Below are 22,482 nucleotides of genomic sequence, written 5' to 3' on the forward strand. Positions count from 1 at the left end.
CGCGCGCGCCCGCTGTGCTGCGAAGACCGGCCGACGGGCGTCGGCCGGCGTGCTTCGGATTACTTCAGATAGCCGGCTTCGCGCATGGCGCGCTCGGTCGCGGCCTGGCCGGCGGCGAGCGCCTGATCGACCGACATCTGCCCTGCCACTGCACCCGAGATTTCCTGGCCGACCACCGTGCCGAACGACTGGAACTCAGGAATGCCGACGAACTGCACACCCGTGTACGGCACCGGCTTGAGCGTCGGATGGTTCGGATCGGCGGTCTCGATCGCCTTCAGCACGAAGCTGGCGAACGGCGCGGCAGCCTGGTACTGCGGCAGCGCATAGGTCGACTTGCGGGTTCCCGGAGGCGCCGAGGCCCAGCCTTCATCCTGCGCGACCATCTTGATGTACTCCTTCGAGGTCGCCCACTCGATGAACTTCTTCGCCGCGTCGGCCTGCTTCGACGACTTCGGAATCGCCAGCGCCCATGCCCACAGCCAGTGCGCGCCGCGCGGCGTGACTTCGATCGGTGCGGCGGCAAAGCCCACCTTGTCGGCGATCTGCGACTGCTGCTTGTTGTACAGCATGCCGGCGGCCACCGTCGCGTCGATCCACATCGCGCACTTGCCCGAGGCCATCAGCGTCAGGTTCTCGTTGAAGCCGTTCGAGCTCGCGCCCGGAGGGCCGTCTTTCTTCAGCAGGTCGACGTAGAACGACACCGCCTTCTTCCATTCCGGCGACGTGAGCTGCGGCTGCCACTTCTCGTTGAACCAGCGGCCGCCGAACGTGTTGACGACGGTCGTCACGTACGCCATGTCCTCGCCCCAGCCGGCCTTGCCGCGCAGGCAGATGCCGTAGACGCCGTGCGACGGGTCGTTCAGCTTGTCGGCGAACGTCTTGATCTGGTCGTAGGTCGGCTGGGCGGGCATCGTGAGGCCCTTCGCCGCGAACAGGTCCTTGCGGTAGAAGGTCATCGAGCTTTCGACGTAGAACGGCAGCGCATACAGCTGGCCGTTATACGACAGGCCGTCGCGCGCGGTCTTCACCACGTCGTCGAGATCGTAGCTCGCCGGCAGGTTCGCGAGCGGCGTGAGCCAGCCGCGCTTGCCCCACTGCGGGGCTTCGTATGCGCCGATCGTCATCACGTCGAACTGGCCGCTGCCGGTCGTGATGTCGGTCGTCGCGCGCTGGCGCAGCACGTTTTCCTCAAGGATCACCCAGTTCAGCTTGATGTCCGGGTTGGCCTTCTCGAACGCCGGCGACAGCTTCTTCAGCTCGATCATGTCCGGGTTGTTCAGGGTCGCGATCGTCAGCGTCGCGGCCTGCGCCCCCATCGCTGCGCACGCGATGGCGGCAGCGCCGATCGCCTTGAGCGCGGGTTTCATGGCTGATTTCATCGTATGTCTCCTTTCTCGTACGTTATGGTGGACTGCGTGGTCAAGGCAAAGATCAAGGCAAAAACAGGCCAGCGGAGCTGACCGTCGAACGCTCAGCTCATCCAGTTGCCGCCGTCGACGTTCAGGGTTTGCGCGGTGATGTAGTCGGCGTCGGCCGACGCGAGGAACAGCGCGGCGCCGGTGAGATCCTCGGGCACGCCCATGCGGCCGAGCGGCACGGCCTCGCCGACGAGACGCTTCTTCTCGCCGGGCGGGCGGTGCTCGTAGCGCGCGAAGAGCGCGTCGACCTGGTCCCACATCGGCGTGTCGACGACGCCCGGCGCGATGCCGTTCACGTTGATCCGGTGCGGTGCGAGCGCGAGCGCCGCGGACTGCGTGTAGCTCAGCACGGCGGCCTTCGTCGCGCAGTAGTGCGAGACGAGCGCCTCGCCGCGCCGGCCGGCCTGCGACGACATGTTGACGATCTTGCCGCCGCGGCCCTGCTCGACCATCCGCTGCGCGACCGCCTGCATCAGGAAGAACATGCCCTTCACGTTGACTGCGAACAGGCGGTCGAACACGTCCCAGGATTCGTCGAGGATCGGCCGCATGTCGAACAGCGCCGCATTGTTGAAGAGGATGTCGATCTGGCCGAACCGCTCGACCGTATGCGTGACGATGCGGGCGATGTCCTCGCGCCGCGTGACGTCGGCGCTGAGCGTGAGCACGCGCTCGCCGCTCGCCTCGCACAGCGCCTGCGCGAAGCTGTCCGCGGGCTTCACGTCCACCAGCACGCAACGCGCGCCTTCGTCGAGATAGCGCCGCGCGACCGCTTCGCCGATACCGCTTGCCGCTCCCGTCAGAATCGCCACCTTGCCGTCCAATCGCGCTGCCACTGCCTGTCTCCGTGTCGTCGTGAATGCCGTTGCGTGGTGAGCGGACGCTCATCACGCGAGCAATTGCTCTGTGAGTGATCGAATGATCGGATACGCACCCGGCCATGTCAAGGCACGAAACAAGATTTCGATGGTGCAGCGCGTCAGGCGTGTGTCAAGCATGCGCTCACCCGTCCGGGACGGCCCGATGTGAGCACATCCGCGCTGTTGTCGGAGATTCCGGGCTGACGACAATTTAAGTTATGTTATATCATTGCCATCCGCCGACGCGCCGGTGTGTCCGTGACGCATCCCTTGCCGCCGCGCAGCCGCAGAAAACGATTTCGACAACCTCGATACCCAAGGAAAACCGATGCAAGCACTCCACTCGAAGTGGTTCGCCGCGCGCCGCGCGCTGCGCGCCTTCCCGCGTGTCGCCGTCACGGCCGCTGTCGCCGCGGCCGCGCTCGCGACCGGCGGCGCTGCCCACGCGCAGGACTCGCGCATCCCGGTCGTCGCCGCCGAGAATTTCTATGGCGACGTGGTGCATCAACTGGGCGGCGAGCGCGTCGAAGTGACCAGCATCCTCAGCAATCCGGACGAGGATCCGCACCTGTTCGAAGCCAGCCCGAAGACCGCGCGCGCGCTGCAGCATGCGCGGCTTGTCGTCTATAACGGCGCCGATTACGATCCGTGGATGACGAAGCTGCTGAACGCGTCGAAGAACCCGGCGCGCACGACGATCGTCGCGGCCGATCTCGTCGGCAAAAAAGGCGGCGACAACCCGCACCTCTGGTACGATCCCGCGACGATGCCCGCGGTCGCGCGCGCGGTCGTCGCCGCGCTCGAAGCCGCCGACCCGGCCCACAAGGCCGTCTACGAGACGAACCTCGCCACGTTCCTCGCGTCGCTCAAGCCGGTCGATGCGAAGATCGCGGCGCTGCGCAGCCGCTACGCGGGCACTCCGGTGACGGCGACCGAACCCGTGTTCGGCTACATGGCCGACGCGATCGGCCTGTCGATGCGCAACATGCGGTTCCAGCTCGCGACGATGAACGACACCGAAGCCAGCCCGTCCGACATCGCCGCGTTCGAGCAGGACTTGCGCGGGCGCCGCGTGCGCGTGCTGATCTACAACAGCCAGGCGACCGAGCCGCTCACCCGGCGGATGTTGCAACTGGCCCAGCAATCCCATGTACCGACCATGAGCGTCACCGAAACCGAACCCGCCGGCAAGACCTACCAGACCTGGATGCTGTCGCAGCTCGACGCGCTCGCGCGCGCGCTCGCGGCCGGCGAAGGACAGCCCGGATGAGCCAGCCCGGCCACCCGCCGTCGGCCGCGACGCCGGTCCTCGAACTCGACGGCGTCACGCTCGCGCTCGGCGAACGCACGATCCTGCGCGACGCGAGCCTGCGCGTGAATCAGGGCGAATTCATCGGCGTGCTCGGCCCGAACGGCGCCGGCAAGACGACGCTGATGCGCGCGGTGCTCGGGCTCGTGCCCGCCGCGCGCGGCGCGATCCGCGTGCTCGGCAAGCCGGTCGAGCGCGGCAACGCGGCGATCGGCTACATGCCGCAGACGCGCAGCGCGCTCGCCGGCCGCCACGTGCGCGGCCGCGACTTCGTAGCGATGGCGGCCGACGGCCATCGCTGGGGCCTGCCCTACGCGGATGCGAAAACCCGCGCGGATGTCGGACGCGTGCTGGAACTGGTCGGCGCAAGCGCGCTCGCGATGCGTCCGCTGTCCGATCTGTCCGGCGGCGAGCGCCAGCGGCTGCTGCTCGCGCAATGCCTGCTCGGCGACCCGCAACTGCTGCTGCTCGACGAGCCGCTCATCAGCCTCGACCCGCATCATCAGAAGGGCGTGGTCGAACTGGTGCGCAGCGTGCAGCGCGAGCTCGGCATCGCGGTGCTGTTCTCCGCCCACGAACTCAATCCGCTGCTCAACGCGCTCGATCGCGTGCTGTATCTCGGCAACGGCGTCGCGGCGCTCGGCACGGTCGACGAAGTGATCACGAAGCCGGTGCTGTCGCGCCTGTACGGCTCGCCGATCGAGGTGATGCGCATCAACGGCCGCATCTTCGTGATGTCGGGCGACGTCGAAGTCGAAAAGCACGATCACGGACACGAGCACGACGAACACGACCACGGCGGCGCCGGCCCCGCGCACCCGCACGGTCACGGACACGGACACACGCACGATGTTTGAATACGACTTCATGGTGAATGCGTTCGCGGCGTCGGGGATCGTCGCGGTGCTGGCGGGGATCGTCGGCTACTTTCTCGTGATGCGCGGCCAGACCTTCGCCGGCCACGCGCTGTCGCACGTCGGCTTCACCGGCGCGACCGGCGCGGTGCTGATCGGCCTGTCGCCGATCTGGGGGATGATCGGCTTCACGCTCGCGGCCGGCCTCGGCATGGGCGCGCTCGGCGAACGGCTTGCGGGCCGCGACGTCGCGATCGGCGTGATCCTGTCGCTCGCGCTCGGCTTCGGGCTGCTGTTCCTGCACTTCTTCACCGCGTACGCGACCCAGGTGACCGCGCTGCTGTTCGGCAACGTGCTCGGCGTGAACGCGGCGACGCTCGGCGTGCTCGCCGGGCTCGGCATCGTCAGCCTGCTCGCGCTGGCGGCCATCATGCGCCCGCTGCTGTTCGCTTCGCTGCAGCCCGAGCTGGCGGAGGCGAAAGGCGTGTCGCTGCGCGCGATGTCGATGCTGTTCCTCGCGATCACCGCGCTCGCGGTCGCCGCGTGCACGCAGATCGTCGGCGTGCTGCTCGTCTTCACGTTGATGGTAGGTCCGGCCGCCGCCGCGCAGAATCTCACGACGCGCCTTGCGCGCGGACTGCTGGTCGCCGCGCTGCTCGCGCTTGCGCAGGCGTGGCTCGGCCTCACGCTCGCGTTCTACACCGACTGGCCGACGAGTTTCTGGATTACCGCGCTCGCCGCGCTCGTCTACGGCGCGAGCCTGCTGCGCCGGCGCTGAACACGGCAAGCGCCGGGCGCGCCGGCGCGGACCGCGGCGCGCTTACGCAAGCAACACCTTCGCATGATGCGCGAGGTGATCGGCGATGAAGCTCTGGATGAAGTAGTAGCCGTGGTCGTAGCCCGCATGGCGGCGCAGCGTGAGCGGCTGGCCGGCCGCCCGGCACGCGGCCTCGAACACCTCCGGGTAGAGCTGCTCGGCGAGAAATGCATCGCCGAGCCCCTGGTCGATCAGGATGCCCGCGGCGAAGCGCTGCGATGCGTGCGCGACCAGTTCGCTCGCGTCGTACGCTTTCCAGGCTTCGCGGTCCTCGCCGAGATAACCGCCGAACGCCTTCTCGCCCCACGGGCAGCGCATCGGGGCCGCGATCGGCGCGAACGCCGACACCGAACGGTAAATCTGCGGATTGCGCAGCGCGAGCATCAACGCGCCGTGACCGCCCATCGAATGACCGAAGATGCCGAGCCGCGCGCCGTCGACCGGCAACGTCGCGACGACGGTTTCGCGCAGCTCGTCACGCACGTATGAGTACATCCGGTAATGGCGCGACCAGGGCTCGCGTGTGGCATCGACATAAAAACCCGCACCCACGCCGAAGTCCCACGCCGCGCTCTCGCCGGCAATGCCCGCGCCGCGCGGGCTCGTGTCCGGCGCGATCAGTGCGATGCCGTGCTGCGCGGCGTAGCGCTGCGCGTCCGCCTTGATCGGAAAGGTTTCCTCGGTGCAGGTGAGGCCGGCCAGATAGAACAGCGCCGGCACCTTGCCATGCGCCGCCTGGGGCGGCAGGTAGACGGCAAACCGCATGGGCAGCCCGGTCGTCTGCGAATCGTGGGTATAGAACTGCTGCACGCCGCCGTGGCAGGCGTGCGAGGCAAGAAGTCTGGGCATCGCGCGCTCCGTTGCTGAGGCCGGTTGTCAGGGCAACGATCAGTACAGCACGACCGAGCGGATCGACTCGCCCTGCTTCATCAGGTCGAAGCCCTCGTTGATCCGTTCGAGCGGCAGCGTGTGCGTGATCAGGTCGTCGATGTTCAGCTTGCCCTCCATGTACCAGTCGACGATCTTCGGCACGTCGGTGCGCCCGCGCGCGCCGCCGAACGCCGAGCCTTTCCACTGCCGCCCCGTCACCAGCTGGAACGGCCGCGTGCTGATTTCCTCGCCGGCCGCCGCCACCCCGATGATGAACGACTGGCCCCAGCCCTTGTGCGTGCATTCGAGCGCCTGACGCATCAGCTTCACGTTGCCCACGCACTCGAACGAATAGTCCGCGCCGCCGTCGGTCAGTTGCACGATGTGGTCCACCACGTTCTCCACCTCGTTCGGGTTGATGAAGTGCGTCATCCCGAACTGCTTCGCGAGCGCAACCCGCTTCGGATTGATGTCCACGCCGATGATCCTGTCCGCGCCGACCATCTTCGCGCCCTGGATCACGTTCAGACCGATCCCGCCCAGCCCGAACACGACCACGTTCGCCCCCGCCTCGACCTTCGCCGAATACACCACCGCCCCGACGCCCGTCGTCACGCCGCAGCCGATGTAGCAGATCTTGTCGAACGGCGCGTCCTCGCGCACCTTCGCGACCGCGATCTCCGGCACGACGATGTAGTTCGAGAAGGTGGAGGTGCCCATGTAGTGAAACAGCGGCTTGCCGGCGAGCGAAAAGCGCGAGGTCGCATCCGGCATGAGGCCCTTGCCCTGGGTCGCGCGGATCGCCTGGCACAGGTTCGTCTTGCGCGACAGGCAGAACTTGCACTGCCGGCACTCGGGCGTATAGAGCGGGATCACGTGATCGCCCTTCTTCACGGTGCCCACGCCCGGCCCCACGTCCACGACGACGCCCGCGCCTTCATGGCCGAGAATCGCCGGGAACAGGCCTTCCGGGTCCGCGCCCGACAGCGTGTAGTAATCCGTGTGGCAGATTCCCGTCGCCTTCACCTCGATCAGCACCTCGCCGGCGCGCGGGCCTTCGAGGTCCACTTCTTCGATCGTCAGCGGGGCCCCGGCTTTCCATGCAATGGCGGCTTTGGTCTTCATCTTCAATGCTCCTGTGGTTCCTGAATCGGTCTTGCGAGGCAACGCGTGCGTGGGGTGCGCGCGACGCGCGCGCGTGGACCGGGCCGCGCACGGCCGGCGCACAGGATCGCAGAAATGCGGCGCACGCGCAGGTCGGAATCGGACGGACGATGGTCCGGTTGCGACATCGCCGCCGCGCATGCGCGACGCATGCCCCGGGGTCGCGCCGCCCCGGTCGCGGCGCCCGCGGGCTGCTCGCCGAAGAGGCCCATTTGCGCTGTTCTGGCACCTAATTGGGGTAAACCCATCCGGCGTACACGCGGCCCCCAAACAGCGTTATGTTCAAATTCGAATACACCTCATGGATTCTCACATATATCGCGCGCGCCCGTCGTCCCGGCGGGCCGCTGCGACAGCACCGCCACACGGGGCTTGCAGCGCAATCGCGGCGCTCCGGCGCGCGCCGCGCGGCGCGGCGGCGGCCCACGCATATGAGCGCCGCAAAGGCGGGAATAGTCCCCAGTGGTCTTGTTGATGCGCGTCTGACCGCATAACTTGGAGCCACTTCAAAACGAGATGATGGAGACAGACGTGACGCAATCCAACCCCGTTCACCCGTGCGACGAGCGGCTGCCCGCCGGGCAGCTTCTCACGCTCGGTATTCAGCACGTGCTCGTGATGTACGCGGGTGCGGTTGCCGTGCCGCTGATCATCGGCGGCGCGCTGAAACTGCCGAAAGACCAGGTCGCGTTCCTGATCAGCGCCGACCTGTTTTCGTGCGGCGTCGCCACGCTGATCCAGACGCTCGGCCTGTGGATCTTCGGCATCCGGCTGCCGGTCATCATGGGCTGCACGTTTGCCGCCGTCGGTCCGATGATCGCGATCGGCACGAACCCGAGCCTGGGCATTCTCGACATCTACGGCTCGACCATTGCGGCGGGGGCGATCGGCATCGTGCTCGCGCCTGCGATCGGCAAGCTGCTGCGCTTCTTCCCGCCGGTGGTGGTCGGCGTGGTGATCTCGGTGATCGGCCTGTCGCTGATGGAGGTCGGCATCAACTGGGCCGCGGGCGGCGTCGGCAACCCGGATTACGGCAATCCGCTGTTCCTCGGCCTGTCGCTGGTCGTGCTCGCGCTGATCCTGCTGATCAACAAGTTCGGCAAAGGCTTCGTCGCGAACATTTCGGTGCTGCTCGGCATCGTCGCGGGCTTCGTGATCGCGGTCCTGCTCGGCCGCGTGAACTTCGGCGGCGTCGCCGCCGCGCCGTGGGTCGGCATCGTGATGCCGTTCCACTTCGGGCTGCCGCATTTCGATCCGCTGTCGATCGCGACGATGGTCACCGTGATGTTCGTCACGTTCATCGAATCGACCGGCATGTTCCTCGCGGTCGGCGACATGGTCGAGCGTCCGGTCGACCAGAAGGCGCTGGTGCGCGGTCTGCGCGTCGACGGCCTCGGCACGCTTTTCGGCGGCATCTTCAACTCGTTCCCGCACACGTCGTTCTCGCAGAACGTCGGCCTGATCGGCGTGACCGGCGTGAAGAGCCGCTTCGTCTGCGCGACGAGCGGCGTGATCCTCGTGATGCTCGGCCTGTTCCCGAAGATGGCCCAGGTCGTCGCATCGGTGCCCGCGTTCGTGCTCGGCGGCGCCGGCATCGTGATGTTCGGGATGGTGGCCGCGAACGGCATCAAGGTGCTTTCGAAGGTCGACTTCGTGAAGAACCACCACAACCTGTTCATCGTCGCGGTCAGCGTCGGTCTCGGTCTGGTGCCGGTGGTGTCGCCGCACTTCTTCGCCCGGCTGCCGTCGCAGTTCTCACCGCTGCTGCATAGCGGGATTCTGCTCGCGTCGGTGTCGGCAGTCGTCCTGAACATCGTGTTCAACGGGGTGCGCGGCGAGCGTGCCGCGCGGCGCGACATCCACCGCACCGGCCGCGACTTCGACGGCCGCGGCGGCAATGACGACAGCGCGCCCGCCAGCGACGAAATGCTGCGCGCAGCCGACCTGCACTGATCCGCTCGCGCCGGTTGCGGCGCGACACCGGCTCAAAAAAAACGCCACGGCATGCCGTGGCGTTTTTACGTGGCGCGGGCCGGCGGATGCGGCCGCCGCGCCACCCGGTCCGACGCGGCCGCGCGCCCGGCGGCGCGGGGCGCGCACCCGGCCGCACATCTGGCCGCCCAGAGCGCGCCGACCTCGCGCGCTGCCGCTCAGTCCGCCTTCGGCGCGGCGGCGGCCACCGGCGTGCTCGCTGCCGCGTCGGCCGGGCGCGGCGTGTCGCCGGTGTGCTCGATCCATCCGCCGCCGAGCGCCTCGTACAGATCGACGAGATTGGTCAGGCGCGCCGCGCGTGCGGTGATCAGCGATTGCTGCGCCGCATACAGGTTCGTCTGCGCGGTCAGCACCGACAGATAGCTGTCGACGCCATTGCGATAACGCAATTGCGACAGGTCGAGACTGCGCTGCTCGGCAGCCGTATCCCGCTGCAGCGCGTCGATCTGCTGGTCGTAGGTGCCGCGCGCGGCGAGCCCGTCGGCCACTTCGCGGAACGCCGTCTGAATGGTCTTCTCGTAGGTGGCGATCTGGATGTTCTTCTGCACGTGCGCGAGATCGAGATTCGCCTTGTTCTGGCCGCCCGCGAAGATCGGCAGCGTGATCTGCGGCGCGAAGCTCCATGCCGCGGAGCCCGGATCGAACAGGCCGCCGAGCGTCGGGCTCAGCGTGCCGAAGCTGCCCGTCAGCGAGATCTTCGGGAAGAACGCCGCGCGGGCCGCGCCGATGTTCGCATTGGCCGCGCGCAGGTTGTCCTCCGCCTCCATGATGTCGGGCCGGCGCGTGAGCAGATCGGACGGCAGGCCGGCCGGAATGTCCGCGAGCAGGTCCTGGTCGCCCAGCGTGCGGCCCGGCGGCAAGTCGGCCGGCAACGGCTCGCCGACCAGCAGCACCAGCGCATTGAGCGACTGCTCGCGCAGCCGCAGCTGCGCCTGGTAGTTCGCCTTCGCCTGCTCGACCACCGTCTGCGCCTGGCGCAGATCGAGTTCGGAACCGGTGCCGTTGTCGAACTGCAGCTGCGTGATGTGGTACGACGCCTGCGCGGTCTTCAGCGTATCCGCGGTGACCTTCAGCAGTTCGTCATACGACAGCACGGTCAGGTACTGGTCGGCTACCTGCGAGACGAGCGAGATCTCGGCCGCCTTGCGCGCCTGCGCGGTCGCGAGGTACTGGTCGAGCGCCTGGGCCTTCAGGCTGCGGATGCGGCCGAAGAAGTCGAGCTCCCACGAGCCGCTCAGACCGACCTGGTACTCCGGAATGATCGTTTCGTTGAAGAACGACAGATCGCGCGGGGTGCGCGTGCGGTTCTCCGTGCCGACCGCATTGATCGACGGCATCAGCCCCGCGCGCGTGATGCGGTACTGCGCCTGCGAAGCCTCGATGTTCAGCACGGCCACGCGCAGGTCGCGATTGTTGTGCAGCGCGATTTCGATGAGCCGCTGCAGCCGCGGATCGGTGAAGAAGTTGCGCCAGCCGATGTCGGCCGCGGCCTGCGCCTGCGCGCTGCGCGCGGCGCTCGCCGCGCCCGGCTGCGTCGCGTAGACGCCGCCCGTCGGGAACGTGGCCGAGACAGGCGCGGCCGGGCGCACGTACTTCGGCTCCATCGTGCAGGCGGTGGCGACGAGCGCGACCGCGACTGCGATCAACGAGTGTTTATGCATCTCAATGCCCTTCCTTGCCCGAGCCGTTGCCCTCCGCGCCGCCTTGCGGATCGTGCGGATGATGCTGGTTGTAATGTGCGAGCGCCGCGTCCGGATCCTCCTTCTCGCCGCCGAACTTCGCGCGGATCACGACGAAGAACATCGGGATCATGAAGATCGCGAGGAAGGTCGCCGTCAGCATCCCGCCGATCACGCCGGTGCCGATCGCGTGCTGGCTCGCCGAGCCGGCGCCGTTGCTGATCGCGAGCGGGAACACGCCGAGGATGAACGCGAGCGACGTCATCAGGATCGGCCGCAGACGCAGACGGGCCGCTTCGAGCGCCGCCTCGACCGGCCCCATGCCCTGGCCGGTCTGCAGTTCGCGCGCGAACTCGACGATCAGAATCGCGTTCTTCGCGGACAGCCCGACCGTGGTCAGCAAGCCGACCTGGAAGAACACGTCGTTTTCCAGCCCGCGCAGCGTCGCGGCAAGCAGCGCGCCGAGCACGCCGAGCGGCACGACCATGATCACCGAGAACGGAATCGACCAGCTCTCGTAGAGCGCCGCGAGACACAGGAACACCACGAGGATCGAGATGCCGTACAGGATCGGCGCCTGCGAGCCCGACTGGATTTCCTGGAACGACAGGCCCGTCCATTCGTAGCCGATGCCGTTCGGCAGCTTCGCCGCGAGCGCCTGCATCGCCGTCATCGCCTGGCCGGTACTCTTGCCCGCCGCCGCCTGCCCCTGGATTTCGACCGCCGAGATGCCGTTGTAGCGTTCGAGCTTCGGCGATCCGTAGGTCCAATTGCCGGTGGCGAACGCGGAGAACGGCACCATCGCGCCGTCGGCGTTGCGCACGTACCATTTGTCCATGTCGTCCGGGTTCATGCGGAACGGCGCGTCGGCCTGCAGGTACACCTTCTTGATCCGGTTATCGGTATCGAGGAAGTTGTTCACGTATGCCGATGCCCACGCGATCGAGAACGTCTGGTCGATCGTCGACGGCGACACGCCGAGCGCCGCCGCCTTCTCGCGGTCGATGTTCACCTTGAACTCGGGCGTGTCGTTCAGGCCGTTCGGACGCACGAGCGCGAGCGTCGGGTCCTTCGCCGCCATGCCGAGCAACTGGTTGCGCGCGGCCATCAACGCCGCGTGGCCGAGGCCCGCGCGGTCTTCGAGTTCGAAGTCGAAGCCGGCCGCGGTGCCCAGTTCGGGAATCGACGGCGGGTTGACCGGGAACACCATGGCGTTCTTGTAGCCCGCAAAATGCATGTACGTGCGGCGCACGAGGGCCTGGACCTTCTCGTTCGCATGCTGGCGCTGCGAGTAGTCCTTCAGGCGCACGAACACGAGGCCCGCATTCTGGCCACGGCCCGCGAAGCTGAAGCCGTTCACCGTGAACACCGACTCGACGATGTTCTTCTCCTTCGTGAGCAGGTAGTCGGAGATGTCCTTCAGCGCGTGCGCGGTGGTTTCCTGGGTCGAGCCGGCCGGCGTCTGCACGAGCACGAACATCAGGCCCTGATCCTCGTCCGGCAGGAACGACTTAGGCAGACGCACGAACAGCATGCCCACCGCGACGATCACGACCAGATAGATGACGAGCCAGCGCCCCGAGCGCTTGATCACGTGGTGCACGCCGTTGTGGTACTTGTCGCGGCTCGCCTCGAAGGTGCGGTTGAACCAGCCGAAGAAGCCGGTCTTCACGCCGTGATCGCCCTTCGGGACCGGCTTGAGGATCGTCGCGCACAGCGCCGGCGTCAGGATCAGCGCGACCAGCACGGAGAGCACCATCGCCGCGACGATCGTCAGCGAGAACTGCCGGTAGATCGCGCCGACCGAGCCGCCCGAAAACGCCACCGGCACGAACACCGCCGACAGCACGAGCGCCACCCCGACGAGCGCGCCGGTGATCTGGCCCATCGCCTTGCGGGTGGCTTCCTTCGGCGGCAGCCCTTCCTCGGCCATCACGCGCTCGACGTTCTCCACCACCACGATCGCATCGTCCACCAGCAGGCCGATCGCGAGCACGAGGCCGAACATCGACAGCACGTTGATCGAGAAGCCGACCGCGCTCATGATCGCGAACGTGCCGAGCAGCACCACCGGCACCGCGATCGTCGGGATCAGCGTGGCGCGCAGGTTCTGCAGGAACAGATACATCACGAGGAACACGAGCACGATGCCTTCGAGCAGCGTCTTGACCACTTCCTCGATCGACAGGCGCACGAACGGCGTCGTGTCATACGGGTACTTCACGACCAGCCCGTGCGGGAAGTACTTCGACAGCTCGGTGATCTTCGCGCGCACCGCCTTCGCGGTGGCGAGCGCGTTCGCGCCGGTGGCGAGCTGGATGCCGAAGCCCGCGGTCGGCACGCCGTTGTACTTCGTGTCGAAGTTGTAGTTTTCGCCGCCCAGCTCGATGCGCGCGACATCCTTCAGCAGCACGCGCGACCCGTCCGGGTTGACCTTCAGCAGGATGTTGCCGAACTGCGCGGGCGTGTTGAGCAGCGTCGCCTCGCTGATGGTCGCCTGCAGCACCTGGCCGGGCACGGCCGGCGTGCCGCCGAGCGAACCGCCCGCGACCTGCACGTTCTGCGCCTGCAGCGCGGCCTGCACGTCGACCGGCGTGAGGCTGAACTTGTCCAGCTTGTCGGCGTCGAGCCAGATCCGCATCGCGTACTGCGAGCCGAACAGCGTGACCTGACCGACCCCGTCGATCCGGCTGATCGGATCTTCGACGTTCGACGCGACGTAGTTCGCGAGGTCGTACTTGTTCATGCTGCCGTCTTCGGAGTTGAAGGCCATCACGAGCAGGAAGCTGTTGCTCGATTTCGTGACCTTCGTGCCGAGCTGCTGCACGGCCTGCGGAAGCAGCGGCGTCGCCAGTTGCAGCTTGTTCTGCACCTGCACCTGGGCGATGTCGGGGTTGGTGCCCGCCGCGAACGTCAGCGTGATCGTGGCCGTGCCCGAGTCGTCCGACGTCGACGAGATGTAGAGCAGATGGTCCAGACCGCTCATCTGCTGCTCGATCACCTGGGTGACCGTGTCCTCGACGGTCTTCGCCGAGGCGCCCGGATACGTGGCGCTGATCTGGATCGACGGCGGCGCGATGGTCGGATACTGCGCGACCGGCAGCGTGAAGATCGCCGCGATGCCCGCGAGCATCAGGATGATGGCGATCACCCATGCGAAGATCGGGCGATCAATAAAGAACTTTGCCATGAAGCGCGCTCCCGGTTATTGCGCAGCGGAGGCCGCAGCGGCGCCGGAGGCCGTCTGCGTGCCGCCGGCGCCCGGCGCGCCCTGGGCGGCGGCGCCGGAAGCGGGGCTGGCGGGCAACTGGGCGGGCACGGTCTTCACGGTCATGCCCGGACGCACCTTGTCGACGCCCTCGACGATCACGCGGTCCCCCGGATTCAGACCGGAATCGACAATCCAGTTCGACCCGTAGGTGCCCGACGTGACGAGCTGGCGCACCGCGACCTTGTTGTCGGGACCGACGACGAGCGCGGTCGGCGTCCCCTTCTGGTCGTGCGTGATGCCGATCTGCGGCACCACCAGCGCGTGCTCCTGCACGCCCTCTTCGATGCGCGCGCGCACGAACATGCCCGGCAGCAGCACGTGGTCCCTGTTCGGGAAGAGCGCGCGGACCGTGACCGAGCCGGTGGTCTGGTCGACCGTCACGTCGGTGAACTGCAGCTTGCCCTGTTCCGCGTACGTGCGGCCGTCCTCGAGGATCAGCGTGACCTTCGCGGCGTTCGGGCCGCTCGTCTTCAGACGGCCCGCCTCCACCTCGCGGCGCAGCTTCAGGCCGTCGAGGCTCGACTGTACGAGATCGACGTACATCGGGTCGAGCTGCTGCACGGTCGCCATCAGCGTGGCCTGGCTCGCCTGCACGTACGCGCCCGGCGTGACCTGCGAGATGCCGACCTGGCCGCTCACCGGCGACACCACGTCCGTGTAGCCGAGGTTGATGCGCGCGGTGTCGACCGCCGCCTTGCCGGATGCGACGTCCGCCTGTGCCTGGCCTTCGGCGGCCACCGCGTTGTCGTAATCCTGCTTGCTGACCGCGTTCGCCGCGACCAGCACCTTGTAGCGGTTGGCCTGCGCGGTGACCGACGCGAGATTGGCTTCGGCCTTCTGCAGCGTCGCCTTCGCGCTGTCGAGCTGCGCGATGTAAGGCGCCGGGTCGATCTGGTAGAGACGCTGGCCGGCCTTGACCTCGCTGCCCTCGGTGAATTCGCGCCGCAGCACGATGCCGTCCACCCGCGCGCGCACCTGCGCGACGAGGAATGCGCTCGTGCGGCCGGGCAGCTCGGTGATCAGCGGCACCGGCGTCGGCTCGACGGTCACGATGCCGACTTCGGGCGTTTGGGGCGGAGGGGCCGATTGTTTTTGTCCGCACGCTGCCAGCAAAACGGCAGCCGTCGCGACAGTGATGAGGTGGAATGGAACCCGTTCGACGCGCATGGAGCGACCTCTGTCAAGGCTGAAAATAGAAAAAAGTGCACGCATCCCTCTGGGGGACGGCGGCGCACACAGGCGTCTTGCGACGCGCGACCGGAAGCCCTGCGACATACGGCGAGGCGGGCCCCGGCGCAATGAGCGCCAGACCGGGCAATGCGGCACCGCGCCGGCTCTGTCGGACGGCGCGTAAGGCTATTGTTAATACAACAGTGACGGATATTAACCGGTCGTTCACGCTAGAGCTATCGGATCGACGGGGTGCTATTATATATACATTCGCGTATGAATGTATGAACAGATTTGAGTTGGATAAGTGACCGGTTCAGGCAATAATTGTTCGTCGTTCACCAACAATCAAATTGTTTGTCACGGCTACACTGAAAAGTGACCGGACAGCCCGATACCGCAGGTCAGACGAATATGGTCAGAAGGACCAAGGAAGAAGCCCAGGAGACACGCGCGCGCATCCTCGATGCCGCCGAGCAGGTGTTTTTCGAAAAGGGCGTGTCGCGCACGTCGCTGGCGGATATCGCGCAGGCGGCGGGCGTCACGCGCGGTGCGATCTACTGGCACTTCGCGAACAAGGGCGACCTGTTCACCGAAATGTTCGACCGCGTCATGCTGCCGCTCGACGAGCTGAAGGCCGCCTCGATCAATCCGGGCGAGCCGGATCCGCTCGGCCGGCTGATCGAGATCTGCACGCTGTGCCTGCGCGACACCGCGGCCGACTCGCGGCGGCGGCGCGTCTTCGACATCCTGTTTCTGAAGTGCGAGTTCGTCGAGGACATGGGTCCGGTGATGGAGCGCTGTCAGACCAACATGCTCGAAGGGCTGCGCAACATCGAGACCGGCCTGCGCAATGCGATCGCGAAAGGCCAGCTCCCCGCCGATCTCGATGCGAAACTCGCGGCGCGAATGCTGCACGCGTTTGTCGGCGGGTCGCTGCGCGACATGCTGTTCCTGCCGGATGCCACCGAGTTCGGCCTGCACGCGCGGGAGAGGGTGGAGGGTATGTTCGACGCGCTGCGGCTGAGCCCGGCGCTGCGCACCGGCGCGACGCTGTCGTAAGCGAGGCGCACGCGCGGCGCGTCCAGGCGGGGTGCGGCGAGGTGCGACGAGGTGCGGCGGAGTACGGCAGGATGCGGCGGGATGCGGCGGGATGCGGCAAGGTCTGGCGGGTTGAAAGCGGATCGCGGCCGAGGGCGCCCGCCTGCGCGAATCGGTATGCGAACCCGTGCGCGACTAGTGCGCGAACCCGTGCATCGCGTACAGCAGCAGCGCGATCAGCACGATCATCACCGCCCATGCCCACTGCGGCAGCGCGTGCGGCGGCCGCTCCTCGCGCGATGCGCGCGGCGGCGTGCGCGAACCGAAGAGCGTTTGCGCCGCGCGCCCGGTCAGCGCGCCGGCGCTTCCCTGTCCGGGCAGACGCGCGCGGCGCGCGACGCCGGCAAGCGAAATGGGCCGCAAAAAAACGTGCTGACGGCGCGCCGGCGCGCTCCGTGCCCGGTTCGGCCGCAGCCCATGCTGCGCGAGCACGACCGCGCAGAATTCGTTGAAAAACGCATCGGCCAGTTCGTGCAGCGCATTCTCGATCTGGCGCGGCGGCAGCGCCGCGAGCGGTCCAGCGAGCGTTGCCCAGACCGCGTAATCGATCCGCGTGCCCTCGCCGCGCCCGCCCGTCCGCTCGTCGGCGCTCAGCGTCACGTCGATCTGGCCGCGCAGCGAACCGATCCCGTCGGCGCGCGCCTTGAAGCTGAGCACGCGGTGATGCACGCCGGCATGCGCCGGGTTTTCGCGCGCGACATGCGCGCGCACTTCGTAGCGAGCCCGCAGCGGCCCGAGCGGCACCATCAGCGTGAGCGCGAACTCGCCTTGCGACAGCCGGTTGAACGACTCGCAGTGGTCAAGGCTCGCGCGCAGCAGCGCGAGGTCCTGAAGCGCTTCCCAGACGACTGAAGGCGGCAGCGCAAGGCGCAGCGCGTCATTCAGTTCCATGACAGTCTCCCCGATGTGCCCCCGCGACCGGGATCACGACGTCTGATCGATGCGGTCGACACGCGATGCGTAAAACGCCAGACGCTCCCGGATCTGCCGCACCCCTTCGAAGGGGGTCTCGTAACTCCAGACCGCGTTCTCGACAAGGCCGTCCTCGGTGCGCAGGTGGTAATACGCGGCGTCGCCCTTGAACGGACAATGCGACGTGTGCTCCGAGCGGACGAGCCGCGCCATATTGACATCGCCGCGCGGAAAATAGAACACCTCGGGCAGCCCGGATTCGGCAAGCGTGAGCACCGCCAGCGAATCCGCCACCGTGACGCCCTGATGGATCACCCGCACGCGGTGCGGATTCGCGCGAATGTCGATGCGGTGCGCGCCGGACGCGGCGCCGGCGGCGGAAGAAGCGTCGGAGGAACGGGCATCGCTCATGTCACAGCTCCGTGAAGGTCGGCCCGGGCAAGCGCCGGGCCCGCCGGGCGCGTGCGTAACGGCTTGCCGACGGCTCGCTCGCCGGCGCGCGCAGACAAAAAAGCCACGGGTTGCCCCGTGGCTTCATTATCGGTCAAACGCCCGCAGCTTGCGCGTCGCCGCGCGGTCGCGCATCACATCGCCGCATTCACCGCATTTACTGCATGTTCCAGTAGAAGTCGCCGCGCGCCGTGCCATTGGCCGACACGGTCACGGTGCGCTGCTGCTCCTTGTCGTCGTAGCGCGCATGCACCGTGTAGCGCCCCGGATGCAGGCGCACCAGCATGTACGGGCCGCGCGAGGTCGCGTGGAGCACGTCGTTGCCGTGCGCATCGGCGATGCGCACGTGCACGTCGGCGAGGAAATCGCCGCCCGGGCCCGTGAAGCGCAACGCGAGCGGCCAGTGGTTTTGCGCGCGCTGCAGCGCCTTCGATTCGTCGCTGCCGACGCCGCCGGACACGAACGCGATCCCGTCCTGATGCTGGATCTGCGGCATGCCGCCGCCGTTCGTGTTGCCCGCGCTGGTGTTATCCGTGGTGCTGCCGCCGACCGTGCCGTTTTGCTGCGCCCATGCGCCGCCCGCAAAACCGAATGCCAGCGCGGCCGCCACGACCGACGCGATGAGCGTGCGACGATTGCGTTCGATATTCATGGCTTCGCTCCTTGGTTCAGAGTGTGGTTGAGGTCTGGAACACCCATCTTGCAACTTGCGTGCCTATCCGCGTTTTCCGCGACGGGCGCCTCGGGACGCCGCATCGGCGGCCGACGCCCGCTTCCGGCGGGAAAATCGCGCCGGCCCGTCGGCAATTCCTGCAAACGGACCGGCAAGTCTTACATCAACCGAGATCGACCGGCACGAAAATCTGCGAGTTGTCGCGCTGGATCAGCAGCGCGATGCTGTTGCCGGCGTGCGCGACCATCTGGCGCAACTGGTCGACGCTCGACACCGGCGAGCCGTTGACCGCGAGAATCACGTCGCCCGGCTGGATGCCGGCGTTCTCGGCCGCGCCGGTCGACTGCTGGACCAGCAGGCCGTGCGAGACGGAATCGTTGCTCTTTTCCTCCGGCGTGAGCGGCCGCACCGCGACGCCGAGGCGGCCCTGCACCTGCGCCGGCGCATTGCCGTTCGACGCGGTCTGCGCGTCGGACATCGAGCCGATCTTCACGCGGATGTCCTTGCTCGCCTTGTCGCGCCACACCGTGATCGTCGCCATGCTGCCCGGGTTGATCGCGGCGATCTGCGACGGCAGGCTGGCCGAATCGGACACCGCCGAACCGTTCACCGCAGTGATCACGTCGCCCGGCTGCAGCCCTGCCTTGGCGGCCGGACCGCCCGGATCGACCGAGCTCACGAGCGCGCCGACCGGCTTGCTCATGCCGAACGAGTTCGCGAGCGTCTGGTTCATGCTCTGCACCGCGACGCCGAGGCGGCCGCGGCTCACGTGGCCGGTCTTCACGAGTTCGTCCTTCACGCGCATCGCTTCGTCGATCGGAATCGCGAACGACAGGCCCTGGAAGCCGCCCGTCTGCGAGTAGATCATCGAGTTGATGCCGATCACCTCGCCCTGCAGGTTGAACAGCGGGCCGCCCGAGTTGCCCGGGTTGACCGGCACGTCGGTCTGGATGAACGGCGTGTAGTTCTCGTTCGGCAGCGAGCGCGATTTCGCGCTGATGATGCCCGAGGTCACGGTGTTGTCGAAGCCGTACGGCGAGCCGATCGCGACCACCCACTGGCCGACCTTGCTCAGGTTAGGATTGCCAATCTTCACCGTAGGCAGGTTCTTCGCGTCGATCTTCAGCACCGCGACGTCCGACTGCTTGTCCGCACCGACCACCTTCGCGCGGAATTCGCGCTTGTCGGTCAGCTTCACGGTCACGACGTTCGCGCCGTCGACGACGTGCGCATTCGTCAGGATATAACCGTCGCTGCTGATGATGAAGCCCGAACCGAGGCTCACGCTCGGCTCGTCGGACTGGTCGCCGCCGTCGCCGCCCTGCGCGCCCGGCACGCCGCCGAAGAAGTGACGGTAGAACTGGTAGAACGGATCGTTCGGGTCGATCGGCAACTGCTGTGCATTGCCGCCGTTGCCGCCTTGCAGCGTGGTCTGCTTGACCACGTGCTTCGCGCTGATGTTCACGACGGCCGGACCGTATGTTTCGACGAGCCCGGAGAAGTCAGGAATGCCGGTCTTCGCGGCCGCCTCGGCCGGCATCAGGGCAGCGGCGTGCGCCGCGGTGATCACCTGCGGCGCCGGCATGTTCCGGTGACCGGCCACATAGCCCGCGGACAGGGCAACGGCGACCGCGATGGCGACAGCGCTACGGGAGAGAGTTTTCGTATTCATCGTGGACTCCTGACAGGGAGGAAATCTTTATGGATGGACTGAAGCGTACGGCCTGTCACTTAAAAGAGTCTTAAGCGTTGAAACGTCGGCGAAAGTTCCGCCGGCGCGGCCTTGTGCGCGCGGACAGACGCCGCAGTCAAAAGCGCACGCTCACGAGCAGGCCGCCCGCCGGCGCCTCGCCGAGCGACACGCTTGCCGCGTGCTGCATCGCGATGCGCCGCACGATCGCCAGACCGAGACCGCTGCCCGCGACGTCCGTGCGCTCGCGGCTCGCGCTCGCGCCGACGCGGTAGAAACGGTCGAACACGCGCTCGCGCTCGGACTCGGGAATGCCGGGCCCGTTATCGGCGATCCGCACGACCGGGTGGCCCTCCTCGACGACGAGGCTCACGTCGACCCGGCCGCCGCGCGGCGTGTACTTCGTCGCGTTGTCGACGAGATTGTTGAGCATCACGCGCAATGCGTCGGCAGCGCCGGTCACGATGGCCGGCTCGCTGCGCTCGATGCCGAGATCGACGCCGCGCTGCTGCGCGAGCGGCGCGTAGGCGAGCACGCATTCGTCGAGCAGCGCATGCAGGTCGACGTGCGCGGTCTGCACGTGCCCGTCCGGCTCGGAGCGCGCGAGCGCGAGCAGTTGCTCGGCAAGCCGCGTCGCGCGCGTGACGCCCGCCTGCAGGTCGGCGAGCGCGTCGCGCCGGGTGGCGTCGTCGGCGGCGCGCGCGACGAGCTGCGTCTGGATCTGCAGCGCGGCGAGCGGCGTGCGCAGCTCGTGCGCGGCATCCGCGACGAACGCCTTCTGCGTGTCGAGCGCGTTCGACAGCCGGTCGAGCAGCCCGTTGAGCGCGCGCACGAGCGGCTGCACTTCGAGCGGCAGCCGCGCGGTCGGCAGCGGTTCGAGCGCCTCGGGATGGCGTGCGTCGAGTGCGCCGGTGACGCGGCGCAACGGCTTGAGCCCGCGGCCGACGACGATCCACACCGCCAGCCCGAGCAGCGGCAGCAGCACGATCAGCGGCCACAGCGTGCGCAGCGCGACGTTCGCCGCGAGGCGGTTGCGCACCGACAGCGGCTGCGCAAGCTGCACGACGTTGTCGCCGACGATCGCGCCGTACACGCGCCAGTCGCCGCGATCGGTGCGTTCGGTCGAAAAGCCCAGCTCCGCATGCGGCGCAAGCGGCGCACGCGGATGCGAGTAGTACATCAGCACGCCGTCGCGATTCCAGATCTGCAGCACGATCCCCTCGTCGCTCGTATCGCGCGAGCCGAGCACCTGCGAGAACGGTTCGGACGGCAGCGCCGCAGCGATTTCCTGCAGCTGGTAATCGAACAGCTCGTTGGCCTCGGCGAGCGCCTGCCGGTAGATCAGCCAGCCCGCAAAGCCGACGCCGGCCAGCACGATCGCGAGCAGCCAGAACAGCAGTTGACGGCGAATGGAACGCATCGGCTCACGCTTCCTTCGCGATCATGTAGCCGAGCCCGCGCACGTTGCGGATCAGGTCCGCGCCGAGCTTCTTGCGCAGCGCGTGAATGTAGACCTCGACGGTGTTGCTGCCGATTTCCTCGCCCCAGCCGTACATTTTCTCTTCGAGCTGGCTCTTCGAGAGCACCGCGCCCGGCCGCACGAGCAGCGCCTCGAGCAGCGCGAACTCGCGCGCGGAGAGCGCGACCGGCGCGCCGTCGAGCGTCACCTGGTGCGACGCGGGGTCGAGCGTGAGCGTGCCGTGGCGGATCGTCGAATCGCTGCGGCCGGCCTGGCGGCGAATCAGCGCGCGCATGCGGGCGCCGAGTTCGTCGAGATCGAACGGCTTCACGAGATAGTCGTCCGCGCCGGCGTCGAGCCCTTTCACGCGTTCGGCCACCGCGTCGCGCGCGGTGACGATCAATACCGGCAGCGTCTGGCCGCGCGCGCGCAGCGTGCGCAGCACGTCGAGCCCGTCGCGCCGCGGCAGGCCCAGATCGAGCAGAACCAGATCGTAAGGTTCGCCGCTTGCGGCGCTGAGCGCGGCCTCGCCGTCTTCGACCCAGTCCACCGCGAAGCCTTCGCCGCGCAGCGCCTTACGGACACCTTCCGCGATCATGCGATCGTCTTCGACAAGCAGTATGCGCATGGCTGCACGATTCCCCGAAACATGACGATGCCCGCATTCTAGCGCCCGGCCCCGCCCGCGTGCGCCCGCACACGCGAACGGCCGCGCGGCGCGTGCGGAACCCGCGCATCGCGTGCACGTCAGTTACACCGTTGGCGCGTCATGTCTCTACAATGAGCGCTT

The 22,482-nt window shown here is 67.6% G+C and carries 17 protein-coding genes and 1 pseudogene; 5 read left to right on the forward strand and 13 right to left on the reverse strand.

Annotated features, from left to right (window positions below; genetic code table 11):
- Window positions 1-59: 59 nt before the first annotated feature.
- Window positions 60-1,382, reverse strand: coding sequence for an ABC transporter substrate-binding protein (locus tag AC3AP7_RS13455; RefSeq protein ID WP_475762206.1), 1,323 nt, complete (start codon window positions 1,380-1,382; stop codon window positions 60-62).
- Window positions 1,383-1,474: 92 nt separating this feature from the next.
- The gene (locus AC3AP7_RS13460; RefSeq protein ID WP_475762204.1) at window positions 1,475-2,257 is read right to left on the reverse strand and encodes an L-iditol 2-dehydrogenase; all 783 of its coding nucleotides are present in this window, start codon (window positions 2,255-2,257) and stop codon (window positions 1,475-1,477) included.
- A 352-nt stretch (window positions 2,258-2,609) separates the two neighbouring features.
- On the opposite strand from AC3AP7_RS13460, the gene AC3AP7_RS13465 reads away from it, so the two are divergent.
- The 3 genes and pseudogenes from AC3AP7_RS13465 to AC3AP7_RS13475 all read left to right on the forward strand — a co-directional run bounded on the left by AC3AP7_RS13465 (window position 2,610) and on the right by AC3AP7_RS13475 (window position 5,222).
- Complete coding sequence (locus tag AC3AP7_RS13465) at window positions 2,610-3,551, forward strand: metal ABC transporter solute-binding protein (RefSeq protein ID WP_475762202.1); 942 nt, start codon at window positions 2,610-2,612, stop codon at window positions 3,549-3,551.
- Window positions 3,548-4,084 (forward strand): annotated as a pseudogene (locus AC3AP7_RS13470) (ATP-binding cassette domain-containing protein); the annotation flags it as partial. The gene AC3AP7_RS13465 and the pseudogene AC3AP7_RS13470, both read left to right, overlap by 4 nt.
- Window positions 4,085-4,439: 355 nt before the next feature.
- Window positions 4,440-5,222, forward strand: a complete 783-nt coding sequence (locus AC3AP7_RS13475) for a metal ABC transporter permease (protein WP_475762200.1) — start codon at window positions 4,440-4,442, stop codon at window positions 5,220-5,222.
- A gap of 42 nt (window positions 5,223-5,264) precedes the next feature.
- Here AC3AP7_RS13475 and fghA read toward each other — a convergent pair whose 3' ends face one another.
- Window positions 5,265-6,110 carry an S-formylglutathione hydrolase gene (gene fghA / locus AC3AP7_RS13480; RefSeq protein ID WP_475762198.1) on the reverse strand — a complete coding sequence of 282 codons (846 nt, stop codon included), beginning with the start codon at window positions 6,108-6,110 and terminating at the stop codon, window positions 5,265-5,267.
- Window positions 6,111-6,149: 39 nt separating this feature from the next.
- On the reverse strand, window positions 6,150-7,256 hold the full coding sequence (locus tag AC3AP7_RS13485) for an S-(hydroxymethyl)glutathione dehydrogenase/class III alcohol dehydrogenase (RefSeq protein ID WP_475762196.1): 1,107 nt from the start codon (window positions 7,254-7,256) through the stop codon (window positions 6,150-6,152).
- Window positions 7,257-7,811: 555 nt separating this feature from the next.
- On the opposite strand from AC3AP7_RS13485, the gene AC3AP7_RS13490 reads away from it, so the two are divergent.
- The gene (locus AC3AP7_RS13490) at window positions 7,812-9,248 is read left to right on the forward strand and encodes a nucleobase:cation symporter-2 family protein (RefSeq protein ID WP_475762194.1); all 1,437 of its coding nucleotides are present in this window, start codon (window positions 7,812-7,814) and stop codon (window positions 9,246-9,248) included.
- Between the two features lie 197 nt (window positions 9,249-9,445).
- Here the strand turns inward: AC3AP7_RS13490 and AC3AP7_RS13495 are convergent, their stop codons facing one another.
- The 3 genes from AC3AP7_RS13495 to AC3AP7_RS13505 are packed head-to-tail and all read right to left on the reverse strand — an operon-like array spanning window position 9,446 to window position 15,404.
- Window positions 9,446-10,948, reverse strand: a complete 1,503-nt coding sequence (locus AC3AP7_RS13495) for an efflux transporter outer membrane subunit (RefSeq protein ID WP_475762192.1) — start codon at window positions 10,946-10,948, stop codon at window positions 9,446-9,448.
- Between the two features lies 1 nt (window position 10,949).
- The gene (locus AC3AP7_RS13500; protein ID WP_475762190.1) at window positions 10,950-14,156 is read right to left on the reverse strand and encodes an efflux RND transporter permease subunit; all 3,207 of its coding nucleotides are present in this window, start codon (window positions 14,154-14,156) and stop codon (window positions 10,950-10,952) included.
- 15 nt (window positions 14,157-14,171) lie between these two features.
- A complete protein-coding gene (locus AC3AP7_RS13505) occupies window positions 14,172-15,404 on the reverse strand; it encodes an efflux RND transporter periplasmic adaptor subunit (RefSeq protein WP_475762188.1) in 1,233 nt (410 codons plus the stop codon).
- A 417-nt stretch (window positions 15,405-15,821) separates the two neighbouring features.
- On the opposite strand from AC3AP7_RS13505, the gene AC3AP7_RS13510 reads away from it, so the two are divergent.
- Window positions 15,822-16,469: a TetR family transcriptional regulator gene (locus AC3AP7_RS13510; protein ID WP_475762186.1), complete on the forward strand. Its 648-nt coding sequence runs from the start codon at window positions 15,822-15,824 to the stop codon at window positions 16,467-16,469.
- Between the two features lie 174 nt (window positions 16,470-16,643).
- On the opposite strand, the gene AC3AP7_RS13515 is transcribed toward AC3AP7_RS13510, so the two are convergent.
- The 6 genes from AC3AP7_RS13515 to AC3AP7_RS13540 all read right to left on the reverse strand — a co-directional run bounded on the left by AC3AP7_RS13515 (window position 16,644) and on the right by AC3AP7_RS13540 (window position 22,320).
- Complete coding sequence (locus AC3AP7_RS13515; RefSeq protein ID WP_475762184.1) at window positions 16,644-17,399, reverse strand: SRPBCC family protein; 756 nt, start codon at window positions 17,397-17,399, stop codon at window positions 16,644-16,646.
- Window positions 17,400-17,432: 33 nt separating this feature from the next.
- Entirely contained in the window at window positions 17,433-17,831 is a 399-nt protein-coding gene (locus AC3AP7_RS13520; RefSeq protein ID WP_475762182.1) for a DUF427 domain-containing protein, read from the reverse strand.
- A gap of 196 nt (window positions 17,832-18,027) precedes the next feature.
- Window positions 18,028-18,522 (reverse strand): carboxypeptidase-like regulatory domain-containing protein, encoded by a 495-nt coding sequence (locus AC3AP7_RS13525; protein ID WP_475762180.1) that lies wholly within the window; start codon window positions 18,520-18,522, stop codon window positions 18,028-18,030.
- A gap of 184 nt (window positions 18,523-18,706) precedes the next feature.
- Window positions 18,707-20,215: a DegQ family serine endoprotease gene (locus AC3AP7_RS13530; RefSeq protein ID WP_475762178.1), complete on the reverse strand. Its 1,509-nt coding sequence runs from the start codon at window positions 20,213-20,215 to the stop codon at window positions 18,707-18,709.
- A 136-nt stretch (window positions 20,216-20,351) separates the two neighbouring features.
- Complete coding sequence (locus tag AC3AP7_RS13535) at window positions 20,352-21,653, reverse strand: ATP-binding protein (protein WP_475762176.1); 1,302 nt, start codon at window positions 21,651-21,653, stop codon at window positions 20,352-20,354.
- 4 nt (window positions 21,654-21,657) lie between these two features.
- Window positions 21,658-22,320, reverse strand: a complete 663-nt coding sequence (locus AC3AP7_RS13540) for a response regulator (RefSeq protein WP_475762174.1) — start codon at window positions 22,318-22,320, stop codon at window positions 21,658-21,660.
- Between the last annotated feature and the right edge of the window lie 162 nt (window positions 22,321-22,482).

It is taken from the genome of Paraburkholderia sp. PAMB 6770, assembly GCF_057748135.1.

Bases quoted from the DNA above. Each gene is read 5' to 3' on its own strand.
- AC3AP7_RS13455 (WP_475762206.1), bottom strand. From the start codon at position 1,382: ATGAAATCAGCCATGAAACCCGCGCTCAAGGCGATCGGCGCTGCCGCC.
- AC3AP7_RS13465 (WP_475762202.1), top strand. From the start codon at position 2,610: ATGCAAGCACTCCACTCGAAGTGGTTCGCCGCGCGCCGCGCGCTGCGC.
- AC3AP7_RS13475 (WP_475762200.1), top strand. From the start codon at position 4,440: ATGTTTGAATACGACTTCATGGTGAATGCGTTCGCGGCGTCGGGGATC.
- fghA (WP_475762198.1), bottom strand. From the start codon at position 6,110: ATGCCCAGACTTCTTGCCTCGCACGCCTGCCACGGCGGCGTGCAGCAG.
- AC3AP7_RS13485 (WP_475762196.1), bottom strand. From the start codon at position 7,256: ATGAAGACCAAAGCCGCCATTGCATGGAAAGCCGGGGCCCCGCTGACG.
- AC3AP7_RS13490 (WP_475762194.1), top strand. From the start codon at position 7,812: ATGATGGAGACAGACGTGACGCAATCCAACCCCGTTCACCCGTGCGAC.
- AC3AP7_RS13495 (WP_475762192.1), bottom strand. From the start codon at position 10,948: ATGCATAAACACTCGTTGATCGCAGTCGCGGTCGCGCTCGTCGCCACC.
- AC3AP7_RS13500 (WP_475762190.1), bottom strand. From the start codon at position 14,156: ATGGCAAAGTTCTTTATTGATCGCCCGATCTTCGCATGGGTGATCGCC.
- AC3AP7_RS13505 (WP_475762188.1), bottom strand. From the start codon at position 15,404: ATGCGCGTCGAACGGGTTCCATTCCACCTCATCACTGTCGCGACGGCT.
- AC3AP7_RS13510 (WP_475762186.1), top strand. From the start codon at position 15,822: ATGGTCAGAAGGACCAAGGAAGAAGCCCAGGAGACACGCGCGCGCATC.
- AC3AP7_RS13515 (WP_475762184.1), bottom strand. From the start codon at position 17,399: ATGGAACTGAATGACGCGCTGCGCCTTGCGCTGCCGCCTTCAGTCGTC.
- AC3AP7_RS13520 (WP_475762182.1), bottom strand. From the start codon at position 17,831: ATGAGCGATGCCCGTTCCTCCGACGCTTCTTCCGCCGCCGGCGCCGCG.
- AC3AP7_RS13525 (WP_475762180.1), bottom strand. From the start codon at position 18,522: ATGAATATCGAACGCAATCGTCGCACGCTCATCGCGTCGGTCGTGGCG.
- AC3AP7_RS13530 (WP_475762178.1), bottom strand. From the start codon at position 20,215: ATGAATACGAAAACTCTCTCCCGTAGCGCTGTCGCCATCGCGGTCGCC.
- AC3AP7_RS13535 (WP_475762176.1), bottom strand. From the start codon at position 21,653: ATGCGTTCCATTCGCCGTCAACTGCTGTTCTGGCTGCTCGCGATCGTG.
- AC3AP7_RS13540 (WP_475762174.1), bottom strand. From the start codon at position 22,320: ATGCGCATACTGCTTGTCGAAGACGATCGCATGATCGCGGAAGGTGTC.